Origin of the sequence: Allomuricauda sp. CP2A, assembly GCF_001683915.1 — a bacterium.
GTDB lineage: Bacteria > Bacteroidota > Bacteroidia > Flavobacteriales > Flavobacteriaceae > Flagellimonas.
In genome coordinates this window covers 1-15,302 of sequence record NZ_LXTT01000077.1, presented here as the reverse complement: position 1 = coordinate 15,302, position 15,302 = coordinate 1, and the positions used below count along the sequence as shown (strand labels likewise).

Genomic DNA, 15,302 nt, shown 5'->3' with positions numbered 1-15,302 from the left:
GTCTGCCTTTCGACTGCGCTCAAGAGGACAAAGACAAAAATATTGACACAAACTATCAAGCCATTGGTACAATTAAGGATATACAACTAAAACATAATTGTTCACCCCAACAAAAAAACCATCATGGTCAGCATCGATTATTCGCTGGGAATTTTACAATACATCCCATTTTTCTATGTCATTTGGTCCGATGACCTGCTATCTGCCTCTGAAATTTCTGTTGTTGCAAACACTATCGACCAAGATGCCTCCTTGGACCCCAATGAAAAGGAACAGCTCTTGTTTTGGCTCAATCGCGAAAATCCTCCTACGGACGATGAGATAAAAACTTGGAAACAGACCATTGCAACCTCTGGGGTTAAACTAATTGAAAGTGATACGTATCCCTTGACATCGCTCAGCCAGCGTTTGGCCAATTTACAATCCAATGGTTTTGGCTTCAATGACCACCTAAAACACATCGAAATCAATTTAGGGATTCAACCCAACCATTACAATCATTTGTTTGAGGTTGAAGTTGTGCATGAAAAAACATCTGACCAGTATGATGCCAACGTTTTGGATAAGCTTTTGAAAGGCCCTCATGTGTTGGTGGTTGACGAATTTCGAAACTTTTTGGACCAGCCCATCTTTACATGGGACATCCGAAGAAACAAAGGGGAATTCCGGACCAAGGTTTTGGAGCAAGTGCAGGTTTTGGCCAAAAAGGGCTATGGGGCCATGGCCTATCCTCCTGAATATGGCGGCACGGGAAACATGCCTGCCTATGCGGCCATTTTTGAGCACTTGATGTTTGTTGAAGGCAGCCTTGCGGTAAAATTCGGGGTGCAGTTTGGACTTTTTGGGGGAAGCATTCAAAAATTGGGCACCAAAAGACACCACGACCAGTATCTATCCGATGCGGGCAAAACAAATCTATTAGGTTGTTTCGCCATGACGGAAACGGGACATGGTTCCAATGTAAGGGGCATCAAAACCACAGCTACGTATGATGCATCTACGGATTCCATCATTGTCCATACCCCTGGCAAAAATGACAACAAAGAGTATATCGGAAATGCGTTGCATTCCAAAATGGCCACTGTTTTTGCCCAATTGATCGTCAATGGAAAAAATGAAGGGGTACATGCCGTTTTGGTTCCTCTCCGAAATGAAAAACATGAATTGCTTGAAGGCATCACCATAGAAGACAACGGGTACAAACTCGGCCTGAATGGTGTGGACAATGGAAAAATTTGGTTCAATACGGTTTCGGTTCCGCGGGAGAATCTTTTGGACAAATATGGTGAAATCAAACCGGATGGCACTTATTTTTCGTCCATAAAAAATCCCAGTAAACGCTTTTTTACGATGCTGGGCACCTTGGTGGGCGGACGAATCTGCGTGGCCCGAGGCGCTTTGGGAGGGGCCAAGATGAGCTTGGCCATTGCGGTAAAGTATGCCCTGAACCGAAGACAATTCAATGACAGCATTAAGGTTCAGGAGGATTTGATCATGGACTATCCCACACACCAACTGCGATTGACGCCCAGAGTGGCCAGTGCCTACGTGTACCATGTTACCTTGGAGGAAATGATGAAGCGCTACAGTGATGAATCGCAACCTGACAAACGGGAGGTTGAAACCCAAGTGGCGGGGTTGAAATCGGTGATCACTTGGTTTGCGAACGAGACCATTCAAGAGTGCCGCGAAGCTTGTGGCGGGAAAGGGTACTTATTGGAAAATAGAATTGCCGACCTAAAGGGCGATGTGGATATTTTCACCACTTTTGAGGGAGACAATACCGTTTTATTACAGCTTGCTGCCAAAGGTGTCCTGTCCGATTTTAAGGCGGAGTTCAACAGTGCGGGGTTTGCCTCTGTGCTCAAATTGTTGCAAACCCAACTTTCGGATACCTTAACGACCATCAACCCCCTTTATTCCAACAAGGTGGATGCGGAGCATTTGTACAATCCAAAGTTCCACAAACACGCGTTTAATTACCGAACCCGTAGACTGACGTACACCTTGGCGATGCGCATCCGCAATTACATTAAAAAGGGTGTGCCTTCTTATCAAGCTTTTTTAAAGGTGCAGACCCATTTGTTGGCACTGGGAAAAGCATACAGTGTGGAACTGGCGTATTCAATATTCACTGAATTTTGCGCAGGTGTTTCTGATGAAGAATACAAAAGTTTATTGGAAAAGGTGGGAGCGCTTTATGCATTACATCAAATTTATTCAGATGCCCGATGGTATTTGGAACAGGGTTATATAGGCGGAACCAAATCCAAGGCTATTCGGCAACGGGTGGAGCGCTTGTCCACGGAACTACGCCCTCATATTGAGGTTCTGGTGGATGGGTTTGGCATTCCGGAGCATTGTTTGACCGCACCGATTGCAAAATAAGGTCAATCGTCCTTTTTAATCAATTGGGCGGTATCCAAAAATTCCAAAATCGTGACTTTGGGTGTGCCGTGAAGATAAACCCTAGATCTTCCTTTTGCACTCAGTTCAAAATCGCCATGGGCATAAATGTGGGCTGTTGGGTCATCTTCCAGGGTTGCTTTAACCGTTCCTGCCTCCATAGTCTCACCTTTGTATTTGGAATTCCCGATCAAACGTAACTGAATTCTGTTGGATGTCCCTTCCAGTGTAAGGGAGGCATCTCCATCCAAATCCACCAAACTGGTTTCATTAACGGCATACACATAGGCATCGGCCCTGTTTCCAATGGTAATGTTCAGGGAGTCAACATCCACATTAAAATCACCATGGCTGGTATCCTCTAAATTGATGTCCATTACGGATGCACTGGCCTTAATGTCCAATCTGGTATTGTTGAACCCATCCACAAAGAGTTCATCGCTTTGAATAACATCCATGGAACGTATGCTTCCATCTTTAAGGGTAATCGCTCTGATATCGGTGTAGTTTACGGTAATGTCGAACTGCTTTTTGGCGGTGACATCATAATACGAACTGATGACCAAAGTGCCATCCTGCACCTCAAATTTAAGGATGTCGATAAGGTTATCATCAGCCACAATCCCATAGCCTGGACCGAAGGATTTTTTGAGCACAATATCCAAGTTATCATTGAGGATAACGGCGTTGAAGGCGGGTAACTCCTCATTGACCTCGGTTACAATCCGGCTTCCTTTTATTCTAGGTTTCCGTTGCGACAAGGCGATTATGGGAACTATAAGCAGTAGTACGACAAGTATTTTTTTCACGGTTGTTTTTTTGGGGAATGGTGTTCTAAAGATATTACAAATATGCATACTCCCCCATTTCTCCATCAAATCGATTTAAGTTGAGGTGCTTTTGCCAACCTTTCGACTGCGCTCAAGGTGACAAAACTTTGATTTAATTTCACTCCGAAATTCCCAAAAACAAAAAAGCCCATCCTAAAGGATGGGCGGTATATATCTCTTAACAGACACTCATTAATGATTGAGTTCTTCTTCGTTTTCTTGTAAGGGTACATTCTGCGGCACAAAATCCTGATCGGCAATGATGTACTCACCATTTTCGTAGGTCTTACTGTAATCGTAAGCCCATCGGTATACGTGTGGAATTTCACCGGGCCAGTTGCCATGGATGTGCTCTTGTGGCGCTGTCCATTCCAATGTGTTGGAACTCCAAGGGTTCTGTGGCCCCCTCTTTCCGTAGAAAATACTGGAGATAAAGTTGTATACAAAAACCAACTGGGCCAATCCTGCGATGATGGCAAATACCGTCATCAAGACCTGAACGTTTGTCAATTCATCAAACATGGGGAAGGCCGTGTTTTGGTAGTAACGTCTTGGTACTCCCGCCATACCCACAAAGTGCATGGGGAAGAATACTCCGTAAGCACAAACTGCCGTGATCCAGAAATGGACGTACCCCAAGTTCTTGTTCATCATTCTACCTTGGAACATTTTTGGGAACCAATGGTACACCCCTGCAAAAAGTCCGTATAAGGCCGAGATACCCATTACCAAGTGGAAGTGGGCCACTACAAAATAGGTGTCGTGCACGTTGATGTCCAAGGTACTGTCACCCAAAATAATCCCTGTTAGACCTCCTGAGATAAAGGTAGATACCAAACCAATGGAGAATAACATTCCAGGATTCAATTGCAGGTTACCTTTCCACAGCGTGGTGATATAGTTGAAGGCCTTTACCGCGGATGGGATGGCGATCAACAGTGTTGTAAATGTAAATACAGAGCCCAAGAATGGGTTCATCCCGGAGATGAACATGTGGTGTCCCCATACAATAGTGGACAGGAACGCAATGGCCAAAATGGAGGCTACCATCGCCCGATAACCAAAGATGGGTTTCCGTGCATTGGTGGACATTACTTCGGAAGTAATACCCAATGCCGGTAATAATACGATGTATACTTCGGGGTGACCCAAGAACCAGAACAAGTGCTCATATAGTACGGGTGACCCTCCTTGGTAATGCAATACTTCACCTTGGATAAAGATATCGGAAAGGAAGAAAGATGTTCCAAAACTTCTGTCCATGATCAGCAACAAGGCTGCTGAAAGCAAAACAGGGAATGAAATCACACCGATAATAGCGGTTACAAAAAAGGCCCAAATGGTCAATGGTAAACGTGTCATTGACATTCCTTTTGTCCTTAGGTTGATCACCGTTACGATGTAGTTCAATGAACCCAATAAGGATGAAGCGATGAATATGGCCATGGAAACCAACCAAAGCGTCATACCAGCCCCAGAACCGGGCTGTGCCATGGGCAATGCACTCAAAGGTGGATAGATGGTCCATCCAGCTGCTGCAGGTCCTGCTTCAACAAAAAGGGAAATCACCATGATTACGGATGATACGAAGAACATCCAATAGGAAAGCATGTTCAAAAAGCCTGATGCCATATCCCTGGCGCCAATCTGCAATGGAATCAACAGGTTACTGAAGGTACCACTCAAACCTGCTGTCAATACAAAGAACACCATAATGGTTCCGTGAATGGTTACCAATGCCAGATAAATATCAGCATCCATAACCCCATCAGGAGCCCACTTTCCAAGCAAGGCTTCAAAAATGGGGAACGATTCCCCTGGCCAAGCCAATTGCATTCTAAAGAGCAATGACATAGCAATACCAATGAATCCCATGATAAGACCCGTAATGAGATACTGCTTGGATATCATCTTGTGATCCTGACTGAAGATATACTTGGTAACAAAGGTCTCCTTATGATGATGCCCGTGATCGTCGTGTCCGTGTTCGTGTGCAGTAGCTGACATAATCTTCTTCTAAATTTTGTTTTGGTTCTTTTCCTAGCCTATATTATTCAGCAGGTGCAATTGTTTCCTTGAATGATACCTGCTCTTCCATCCATTTATTAAATTCCTCCTCGGTCTCCACTATAATCTTCATTTGCATATTGTAGTGCGACTTTCCACAAATTTTGTTACAGAGGAGGACATAATCAAACTCCCAAGGTTCGGAGTTTGGTCTTCCTTCCGCTGCCCATTCGGCCCTTAGGGCATTGGTTCTTTTTACTTTGTCCACCACATCAGGGTTTAACCGCATTTCTTCTGTTGTGATTGTTGGTGTGAACGAAAACTGTGTGATCATTCCGGGAACACAGTTCATCTGCGCTCTAAAGTGGGGCATGTATGCAGAGTGCAATACATCTTGTGACCGCATTTTAAAGTTGACCTTTCTGCCCACAGGAAGGTGAAGTTCCTTTACGATGATATCGTCCGCGGCGTTGGGGTCTGATTCGTCCAAGCCCAATACATTGGCTCGGTCAATATCAATTAAACGAACGCTGGCGTCACCTAAAACATTGTCATCTCCACCATAGCGCGCGGTCCAGTTAAACTGTTGGGCATAGAGTTCCACGACCAACGGGTCATCCTCGTCATTTACATCCATGATATTGGTCCAGGTATATAGTCCCCAAAGGATCAATCCTGCCAAAACAATTACAGGAATAATGGTCCAGATAAATTCCAATCGGTCATTATCAGCAAAGAAAAGTGCTTTTTTTCCTTTCTCGCCCCTGTACTTATAGGCAAAGTAGTGCAACAAGGCTTGGGTAATGGTCTGAACAAAAAAGATAATGGCAAAAGAAACCCACATCAATTGGTCATAATCCCCACCGTGAGCCGATGAAGCTTCGGGAAGCAACATCTTGGAATATTTTGCAAAACTAAATATGGTGATTCCGTAGATAAAAATCAGGAAACCAAACATAAGATAGCCATTGTTCTTATTGTCATTGTCAGTTGCTATCTCAGCGTGCTCTGTTTTGAGTTGGGACAATTCAAAAATCTTGGTCATTTGCCAAATTGCAATCGCCACCAGTACTAAAACAGTCAAAGTTAATAATGCAGTCATCGTGTATCTATCTAAGACTTAAATCGTTTAATAATGAAAATGTCTACTTTCTTCAATAAATGGGTTGCGTTTTGGCAACAACGGAGCCTTGGTCAGTGTATTGAACACCCAGAATACAAATAATCCTCCAAAGAACAATATTCCACCTATTTCGGGTAATCCTATATGCCATTGGTCTCCCACGGTAGCCGGCATTACCATAATGTAAACATCCAAATAATGGCCCAACAAGACCACTATACCGGCCATGATAACAAACCAGTTCACCCTCTTGTAATCGCTATTCATCAACACCAGCAATGGGAAAACAAAGTTCATGACCAACATGCCAAAAAATGGCAATTTGTAGTCTTGGAAACGCGCTACGTAGTAGGTAACTTCCTCTGGTATGTCCGCGTACCATATCAACATAAACTGGGCAAACCACAGGTAGGTCCAGAAAATACTGATACCGAACATGAACTTGGCCAAATCGTGGATGTGGCTGTCGTTCACCACTTCCAAATAGCCTCTGGATTTTAGGTAGATGCTCACCATGGCAATTACGGTAATACCCGAAACAAACATGCTGGCAAACACATACCATCCGAATAGGGTGCTGAACCAGTGTGGGTCTAAGCTCATGATCCAATCCCAGGACATCATGGACTCGGTCACTAGGTAAAATACCAAGAACGCGGCAGACCATCTAAAATTCTTTACAAAGTTTGAGTTGTCATCAGATTCATCTTGTGCCAAGGACAGTTTTCTTGAATATTCACGGTAGAAAATCCAACCGCCCAAGAAAATAGCGGCACGAATGAGGAAGAAAGTGGGGTTCAAGTACCCGGCTTTTCCTTGAAGCAATTCATCATGTGCCACAACTTCAGCATCCATCCAAACAAACATATGGTTCATGTGCAATACGGAAAGCACCAATATTACAAAAACGATTATCCCTCCGGGAACCAAATAGGCCGTGATTCCTTCCATGACCCTGAACAAGAGTGGTGACCAACCGGCTTGGGCGGCACGTTGAATGGCATAAAAGGCCAATACCCCCAAGGCAATCATAAAGAAGAAAAATGCAGCTACATACAATGCGGCCCATGGTCTGTTCTGTAATTGATGCAACAAATGCTCGTCATGTGCGGCATCGTGACCTTCATCATGGGCGGCTTCTGTGCTATGGGCAGCAGCTTCACCGTGTCCTTGTGACCCTCCATGTTCTTCAACGGCTTCTGCATGACCTCCGCCATGTCCATCGCCGTGGGCGGATGCCACAATGGCCTTTGCCTCTTCCACTGTTGATGGTGCGGATACAAAACCTATTGCCAAGAAAATAAGCCCAAGCCCCATGGCTATGAAAGATCCTATTTTTAATCTGTTTGAAAAGGTATACATAGTTTCTTCTTATCCAATTATTTTGTTAGGTCCTCCTTTAATTTCATCACATATTCGGATACCTGCCACATCTCTTTTTCATTTGCGAACTGAGATGCGTAGGATCCCATGGAATTCAATCCGTAGTAAATGGCATGGTATGTCGTGCCCACGGTAATGTTACGTGCCACATCATCATAGCTGGGAACACCCAATATTTTTTCACGTTTTACCAAATTGCCCTGTCCATCTCCCTTGGGTCCATGGCAAACAGCACAGTAAATGGCGTACAATTCTGCGCCTTTGACCAAGTTTTCCTCCATGTCCAATGAATCCAAAGGACTGGTGTTCAACCGTGCCAATTCTTTTCCTTCTGGAGTGTTTTCAAACTCATAGGGCATATATCCCCTGGAGATGGTTCCTTCAACGGGAAGCATGGCTGCTGTTCCATCGGGGAACAACCCATTGTCCACACCTTGATAGGTTTCATAGCCCACGGGTTCGTACATGTTTGGCATATATTGGTAGTTGGGACTGTTTTTATCGGCGCAAGCTGCAACCAACAGTACCAAGACCAAGACAACACTTATTTTACCTAAATGCTTCATAGTTTTAAGACTCCTTTTCTGTAACATTTATTTCCACCGCACCTGTTTCCCACAACAAATCGGTCAGTTCCTTTTCGTTATCGTGCACTCCAATTTCCATCAAAAAATGGTCATCGGTAGTACGCTTATCCGGATTTTCCGCTTTCTTAAAGGGCCACATTCTACTTCTTAGGTAAAAGGTGATCACCATTAAGTGGGCCGCGAAGAAAACCGTCATCTCGAACATGATCGGCACAAAGGCGGGCATATTCTCCAAATAGCTAAAGCTTGGCTTACCTCCTATATCTTGAGGCCAATCCTCGATCATGATGTAGTTCATCATCACTATGGCAACGATCAATCCCAAACATCCATACATAAAAGAGGTGATGGCGATACGGGTATCTGCCAATCCCATGGCCTTGTCCAGCCCGTGAACGGGAAATGGAGTGTACACTTCCTCTATATGATGGTGCTCTGCCCTCACTTTCTTTACGGCATGCATCAACACATCGTCATCATTGTAAAGCGCCTGAATAACTTTTGATGCCATAACTATTTCTTATCGTTTAATTTTTTTGCCTGACCTGCCCAATCATCACGTTGTGCCCTTCCGGGGAAGGAACCGGTGATGGAATCCAACAAGTCGTATTCTTTTTCGGTCATTTTACTTACCTGTGCGAAAGTAAAGATGCCTATCTGGTTCAAGGTCTGTTCCATTTGCGGACCGATGCCTTTTACTTTTTTCAAGTCGTCCGGAGTTTCTTTTGATGCATCAAAAGTTCCGATGGAATCCAACAGTGTGGCCACTTGTTTTTCATCCATTTTCTCCTTTGGAGCTTCGGCCACTTTTTTGGCACCGCCTTTTGCCGGCATTTCATACAATGGCTTACCGGCTTCGCGAAGTTTCTTGTACTTCTCACCTGATGCCTTCAAGATGGATTTTACCTCTGCCTGCGCAATTACAGGGAAGGTTCTGGAATACAACAGGAACAACACAAAGAAGAATCCTATGGTTCCAATAAAGATTCCGATATCCACAAAGGTTGGGGAGAACATGGTCCATGAAGATGGCAAATAATCCCTGTGCAATGAGGTAACGATGATCACAAAACGCTCAAACCACATTCCTATGTTCACAACGATAGAGATGAAGAAAGAGAACATGATACTGGTACGCAATTTTTTGAACCACATGAACTGCGGTGAGAACACATTACAGGTCATCATGGACCAGTAGGCCCACCAGTAAGGTCCCGTGGCCCTGTTCAAGAAGGCATATTGTTCGTACTCAACACCGGAATACCACGCAATGAACAACTCCGTGATATAGGCACATCCCACGATGGAACCTGTGATCATGATAACGATGTTCATCAACTCAATATGCTGAACGGTGATATATGCTTCAAGGTTGCACACTTTACGCATAATGATCAAAAGCGTGTTCACCATGGCAAATCCGGAGAAAATTGCACCCGCAACAAAGTACGGTGGGAAGATGGTGGTGTGCCATCCTGGAATCACCGACGTGGCAAAGTCAAAGGATACAATGGTGTGTACGGAAAGTACCAAAGGTGTTGCCAAACCGGCCAAAACCAAGGAAACTTCCTCAAAACGTTGCCAGTCTTTGGCTCTACCTGTCCAACCGAAGCTCAACAGGCTATAAATTTTCTTTTGGAACGGTTTTACGGCCCTGTCACGGATCATGGCGAAATCGGGCAGCAGCCCTGTCCACCAGAATACCAACGATACAGAAAGGTAGGTTGAAATCGCAAATACGTCCCAAAGCAAGGGTGAGTTAAAGTTCACCCAAAGCGACCCAAATTGGTTTGGAATGGGAAGTACCCAATAGCCCAACCAAGGGCGACCCATGTGAATCACTGGGAACAAACCTGCCTGGATAACGGAAAAGATGGTCATCGCTTCAGCGGAACGGTTGATTGCCATTCTCCATTTCTGTCTGAAGAGCAACAATACAGCCGAAATCAGGGTCCCTGCGTGACCAATACCTACCCACCAAACAAAGTTGGTAATATCCCAGGCCCAGTTAACGGTTCGGTTTAGACCCCAAACCCCAATACCTGTGGAAATGGTATAAATAATACATCCTAAACCCCAAAGGAATGCTACCAAAGCAATGGAGAATACAATCCACCATTGTTTGTTGGCTTTTCCCTCTACCGGAGCTGCAATATCAACGGACACATCGTGGTATCCTTTATCTCCAAGTACTAAGGGCTTTCGAATAGGTGCTTCGTAATGCGACGCCATAATTTATCTTCTAGTTACTTCTTATTATTGATTAAGCCTCGTCGGTGTTTCTTACCTTAACATGATAGAACACATTGGGTTTCGTCCCTACATGCTCCAACAAGTGGTACATTCTATCATCTTCCTTCAATTGGGCAATCTTGCTCTCTTTATCATTGATGTCACCAAATACCATGGCTCCACTGCTACATGCTGCTGAGCACGCTGTTTGGAACTCCCCGTCCTTAATGACCCTGCCGTCCCTTTTGGCATCCAAAATGGTTTTTTGGGTCATTTGGATACACATGGAGCATTTTTCCATTACCCCTCTGGATCGTACATTGACGTCTGGGTTGATGACCATCTTGCCCAAATCATTGTTCATGTTGAAGTTGAACTCATCATTGTCGCTGTACAAGAACCAGTTGAATCGACGTACTTTATATGGACAGTTGTTGGCACAGTATCTTGTACCTACACAACGGTTATAAGCCATATGGTTTTGACCTTGTCTACTGTGCGATGTTGCCGCAACGGGACAAACGGTTTCACAAGGTGCATGGTTACAATGCTGACACATTACAGGTTGGAATGCCACCTGGGGATTGGCCGATGGGTCTTCCATTTCGCGGAATCCTCCCAAAGAGCCTTTATCGCCCCAAAGACCTTCCATTCCTTCTTTCTTCTCATTATCCTGCTCAAAGGTCTCCTCGGAAGAGTAGTATCTATCGATACGCAACCAGTGCATATCACGTGAGCGACGGATTTCCTCTTTTCCAACCACGGGAACGTTGTTTTCGGCGTGACATGCAATTACACAAGCCCCACATCCGGTACAAGCGTTCAAATCGATGGACAAATTAAAGTGATGCCCAATGGAACGATCAAAACTGTCCCAAAGGTCTGCATCTGGGGAAGTCACTGGGATTTCCTGATGGTTCAACGACACATGCGGCATGTGGTTCCATTCGGCATGGTCTTTTGTATTGAAGATTTCCAAGGTGGTTTCCTTGATGATATCTCCCCTACCCATCAATGTTTTATGTTGCTGTACACAGGCAAATTCATGTTCCCCTGCTGCTTTTTCAACAGTCACGGATTGAACATCCGAGAAATCCTTGTACAGTGTATACGCATTTACCCCTGTGGCCATTTCATCCTGCATTCCGGCCTTCTTTCCATAACCAAAAGAAAGTCCCACAGTACCCACGGCCTGACCGGGTTGAACGATTACAGGAACGTTATCCAATACCTTTCCATCAACGGTCAACTTTGCATAGCTTCCATTCACCCCGCCATTGGCCACAGTGAAATTTTCGAAGCCCCATTTTTCGGCATCTGCTTTGGAAACGGTCACGTAGTTATCCCAAGAAACCCTAGAAATGGGATCGGGGAATTCTTGCAACCATGGGTTATTGCCTTGTCGGCCATCTCCCATACCTACTTTGGAATACAATACCATTTCCGTGCCCGTGCTGGTTGAATTCACCAAAGAACGGATGGCAGAAGCTATTGGAACAATGCTGGGCTCAACCTCTTCCCCCTCTTCTGCACTGGATACAACCGTAGGTTGTTCCTCATCCTCGGAAGGAGCAGGTGCTGCAAAAACACCATCCTGAAGCGCTTGGTTCCAAGACTCTCCCTGAAGGATATCGGCATTCCATGTTTCCTTTATATAATCGTAGTACGTTTTTTCGCTACCCATCCAAGTCAATAGGGCTGTTTGAAACTGTTTGGTATCAAACAACTCACGGATGGCGGGTTGCATCAAACTATATTGTCCCTTTTTAAATTGTGCATCGCCCCAAGATTCCAAATAATGGGATGCCGCAGCAACGTATTGTGATGATTGTGCGGTTTCATCATTATTGAAGGCAAAAGCCACAGAAAGATCTACATTTTCAAGTCCTGAAACAAACTCTTCGGAATTGGGAAGCGTGTACACAGGATTCACACCAGCCATGATCAAAGCTCCAACGCGACCAGCATTCATATCAGCAACCAACTTGGTCACTTTTGCGATATCACCTTGACGTACATATTTTGGGTTTTCGGCATCAAATGCTTCGCTGGCCAACAATTTGTTAATGGCCAATACTACGGTTTGTGCATGAACATCATTCAATCCCGTTACCACAACGGCCTTGCTTCCAGCCTTTTTGATTTGGGCCGCTACATAATCAACCGCTTCATCCACATCGGATGTTCCCCCACCTACGCTACTGCCATTCAACTTGCCATACAATTTGGCCAAGGCAATCTTTTGTTGGGTTGGCGTCATGGGATAACGTTTATCGGCATTCGCTCCGGTCAATGACATATTGGACTCCAACTGGATGTGCTTGGACATTTTTCCATGCTTGGGCACACGTCCTTTGGCATATCCACTATCATAGCCTCCTCCTTGCCAATCTCCCAAGAAATCAGCACCGAAAGAAACAATCAAATCCGCTTTCTCAAAATCGTAATCGGCCAAAGCTCGCTCACCATAAGCAGCATTATAGGCATTTAAGGCAGCATCTTCAGAAATGGCGTCGTAAACCACGTGGCTTACATTTTCACCATATTCCGCTTTGAACTCGGCAATTAATTTATCCGTTGATGGACTGGCAAAGGTTTGGGTCAAAAGCACCACTTGTTTGTTGCCGCCTTTTAAACTGCCCAACTTGGCCTTTACCGTAGCATCCAACACTTTCCATTCAATGGGTTCACCATTGGCCATTGGCCCTTGAACCCTCTTGCTATCGTACAAGGTCAACACGGACGCCTGGACACGGGCATTGGCCCCGCCATTGATTTTGGCATCGGTATTGTTTTCTATTTTGATGGGCCTACCCTCACGGGTCTTTACCAAAATACTGGCAAAGTCAAATCCATCAGCAATGGTAGTGGCATAATAGTTTGCCACACCGGGAACGATGCGATCTGGTTGGACCACATACGGAATGGATTTACGCACCGGACCTTCACACGCTGCAATGGTTGCTGCTGCCGTACTGAATCCAACATATTTCAAGAAATCCCTTCTATTGGTGCTTGAGGCCGACAGATTCTCCTTGTCGCCCAAGAACTCATCCACAGGAATCTCTTCGGTAAATTCGTTATTTTTTAGCGCCTCAACAATGGAATCGTTCGGATTTAACTCCGCCTCGCTTTTCCAATATTTTTTGTTTGATGCCATACGATATATCTGAGATTATCTTCTTTTAATTCTTAATAGTGACACTTACCACATTCTATTCCACCCATCATGGCAACAGTCAATTCCTCAACCCCATACTTTTTGGATAGTTCTTCATGAATGTTAGCGTAGTATTCATTGCCCGCAACCTTAACATTGGTTTCCCTGTGGCAATTTACACACCAACCCATGGTCAATGGGGCAAACTGCTCCACAACTTCCATTTCTTCAATGGGACCGTGGCAGGTCTGACATTCAATTCCCGCTACAGAAACGTGCTGTGAGTGGTTGAAATAGGCAAAATCAGGAAGGTTGTGAATCCTAACCCATTCCACAGGCTGGCTTTCGCCCGTATATTGTTGGTTCTCCTCGTCCCATCCCACGGCTTTGTACAATTTCTTGATTTCGGCGGTATAGAATTCGTTGGTATGTCCAGCGGCTATATCTTCTGCTGATGGCCCTTCTGGGTTTCCGGTGTATTCATAAATGGACTTGTGACAGTTCATACAAACATTCAAGGAAGGAATACCCGAAGTTTTGGAAACTCTAGCCGAAGAGTGGCAATATTTACATTCAATCTTGTTATCGCCTGCGTGGATCTTATGTGAAAAATGTATCGGCTGTACGGGAGCGTATCCTTGGTCAACCCCAACTTGCATCATCCATCCATAGGCAAAATAGGCACTGGCCAACAAAAGGAAGATGACACTCACCAAAACCAAGAATTGGTTCTGCGCAAAGGCCTTCCACAACGGAAGTCGCTTCTCCGCTTTTTCTTTTTCCAGAACAACGCCATTGGCCTCAGCAATACGGCGCAAGGTCTTGTTCACCAAAATGAGCATAATGACCAATAGGCCAAAAACCAAAGCGAGTGCCCCCAGGATTATTTCATTGGATATTCCGCCAGAAGATGATTGGGCACCATCCGTACCCCCGGTAGGAGCTGCTGCTTGTGCGGGTGCGGGTGGCGGAGCCGCTGTATACGCCAAAATATCGTCAATATCTTGATCGGAAAGTGTTGGAAAAGGCGTCATCGCCGCCTGATTGTACTCTGCATAAATTTTGTTGGCATAGGCATCCCCGGAAGCAATCATTCCCGGACTGTTCTTAATCCATGTGTAGAGCCACTCTTTGTCCAAACCTTCATCATCAGCCAGACGTTGTTCCACATTGGCCAAGGCAGGCCCGGTCATTTTACGGTCCAAAGCGTGACATGCGGCACAGTTTTGATTGAAAAGCTGTTTTCCTTTTGCAGGGTCACCCCCAGCGGTATCGGCGGCAGCCTGTTCGGTAGTAACCTCCGCAGCCGCGTCGGCAGCTTCCTCCTGCGCATAAAATGAAGTGGAAAAAAGTAAAAGAGAAAAACCTAAAACTTTAGAAAATAGATGGCGGTATAAAACCTTTTTCATATTATCGAAATTTCTGTCGAAACCTTTGGTACGATTATTTCTATTGATATTGAGAACAATAGCTTTTCATCCACCAAAATTGGTGACAAAAGTACGACATAGAGTCATTTTTTGAAATGTTAAGGTATTGATAACATCTAATTTATAAAGATTCTAAATAATAGG

At 44.8% G+C, this 15,302-nt stretch carries 10 protein-coding genes; 1 reads left to right on the top strand and 9 read right to left on the bottom strand.

Going from position 1 to position 15,302, the window contains the following annotated elements; genetic code table 11:
- Positions 1-123: 123 nt before the first annotated feature.
- Entirely contained in the window at positions 124-2,388 is a 2,265-nt protein-coding gene (locus A7D14_RS09745) for an acyl-CoA dehydrogenase (protein ID WP_067033585.1), read from the top strand.
- A 2-nt stretch (positions 2,389-2,390) separates the two neighbouring features.
- Here A7D14_RS09745 and A7D14_RS09740 read toward each other — a convergent pair whose 3' ends face one another.
- From A7D14_RS09740 to A7D14_RS09700, 9 genes are all read right to left on the bottom strand, one after another.
- Positions 2,391-3,215 (bottom strand): GIN domain-containing protein, encoded by an 825-nt coding sequence (locus A7D14_RS09740; RefSeq protein ID WP_176712400.1) that lies wholly within the window; start codon positions 3,213-3,215, stop codon positions 2,391-2,393.
- 213 nt (positions 3,216-3,428) lie between these two features.
- Positions 3,429-5,243 carry a cbb3-type cytochrome c oxidase subunit I gene (locus A7D14_RS09735; protein ID WP_067033578.1) on the bottom strand — a complete coding sequence of 605 codons (1,815 nt, stop codon included), beginning with the start codon at positions 5,241-5,243 and terminating at the stop codon, positions 3,429-3,431.
- Between the two features lie 43 nt (positions 5,244-5,286).
- Positions 5,287-6,345, bottom strand: a complete 1,059-nt coding sequence (locus tag A7D14_RS09730; RefSeq protein ID WP_067033575.1) for a cytochrome c oxidase subunit II — start codon at positions 6,343-6,345, stop codon at positions 5,287-5,289.
- Between the two features lie 27 nt (positions 6,346-6,372).
- A complete protein-coding gene (locus A7D14_RS09725) occupies positions 6,373-7,728 on the bottom strand; it encodes a quinol:cytochrome C oxidoreductase (RefSeq protein ID WP_067033572.1) in 1,356 nt (451 codons plus the stop codon).
- Between the two features lie 17 nt (positions 7,729-7,745).
- A complete protein-coding gene (locus tag A7D14_RS09720; protein ID WP_067033568.1) occupies positions 7,746-8,315 on the bottom strand; it encodes a c-type cytochrome in 570 nt (189 codons plus the stop codon).
- A gap of 4 nt (positions 8,316-8,319) precedes the next feature.
- Positions 8,320-8,847, bottom strand: a complete 528-nt coding sequence (locus A7D14_RS09715) for a DUF3341 domain-containing protein (protein ID WP_067033564.1) — start codon at positions 8,845-8,847, stop codon at positions 8,320-8,322.
- 2 nt (positions 8,848-8,849) lie between these two features.
- Complete coding sequence (nrfD, locus tag A7D14_RS09710; protein WP_083158051.1) at positions 8,850-10,568, bottom strand: NrfD/PsrC family molybdoenzyme membrane anchor subunit; 1,719 nt, start codon at positions 10,566-10,568, stop codon at positions 8,850-8,852.
- A gap of 31 nt (positions 10,569-10,599) precedes the next feature.
- Positions 10,600-13,728, bottom strand: a complete 3,129-nt coding sequence (locus tag A7D14_RS09705; protein WP_067033560.1) for a TAT-variant-translocated molybdopterin oxidoreductase — start codon at positions 13,726-13,728, stop codon at positions 10,600-10,602.
- A 32-nt stretch (positions 13,729-13,760) separates the two neighbouring features.
- Positions 13,761-15,137 (bottom strand): c-type cytochrome, encoded by a 1,377-nt coding sequence (locus tag A7D14_RS09700; RefSeq protein WP_067033556.1) that lies wholly within the window; start codon positions 15,135-15,137, stop codon positions 13,761-13,763.
- Positions 15,138-15,302: the final 165 nt, after the last annotated feature.

What these genes read in the sequence shown, in the direction of transcription:
- A7D14_RS09745 (WP_067033585.1), top strand. Translation starts at nt 124, where the DNA reads ATGGTCAGCATCGATTATTCGCTGGGAATTTTACAATACATCCCATTT.
- A7D14_RS09735 (WP_067033578.1), bottom strand. Translation starts at nt 5,243, where the DNA reads ATGTCAGCTACTGCACACGAACACGGACACGACGATCACGGGCATCAT.
- A7D14_RS09730 (WP_067033575.1), bottom strand. Translation starts at nt 6,345, where the DNA reads ATGACTGCATTATTAACTTTGACTGTTTTAGTACTGGTGGCGATTGCA.
- A7D14_RS09725 (WP_067033572.1), bottom strand. Translation starts at nt 7,728, where the DNA reads ATGTATACCTTTTCAAACAGATTAAAAATAGGATCTTTCATAGCCATG.
- A7D14_RS09720 (WP_067033568.1), bottom strand. Translation starts at nt 8,315, where the DNA reads ATGAAGCATTTAGGTAAAATAAGTGTTGTCTTGGTCTTGGTACTGTTG.
- A7D14_RS09715 (WP_067033564.1), bottom strand. Translation starts at nt 8,847, where the DNA reads ATGGCATCAAAAGTTATTCAGGCGCTTTACAATGATGACGATGTGTTG.
- nrfD (WP_083158051.1), bottom strand. Translation starts at nt 10,568, where the DNA reads ATGGCGTCGCATTACGAAGCACCTATTCGAAAGCCCTTAGTACTTGGA.
- A7D14_RS09705 (WP_067033560.1), bottom strand. Translation starts at nt 13,728, where the DNA reads ATGGCATCAAACAAAAAATATTGGAAAAGCGAGGCGGAGTTAAATCCG.
- A7D14_RS09700 (WP_067033556.1), bottom strand. Translation starts at nt 15,137, where the DNA reads ATGAAAAAGGTTTTATACCGCCATCTATTTTCTAAAGTTTTAGGTTTT.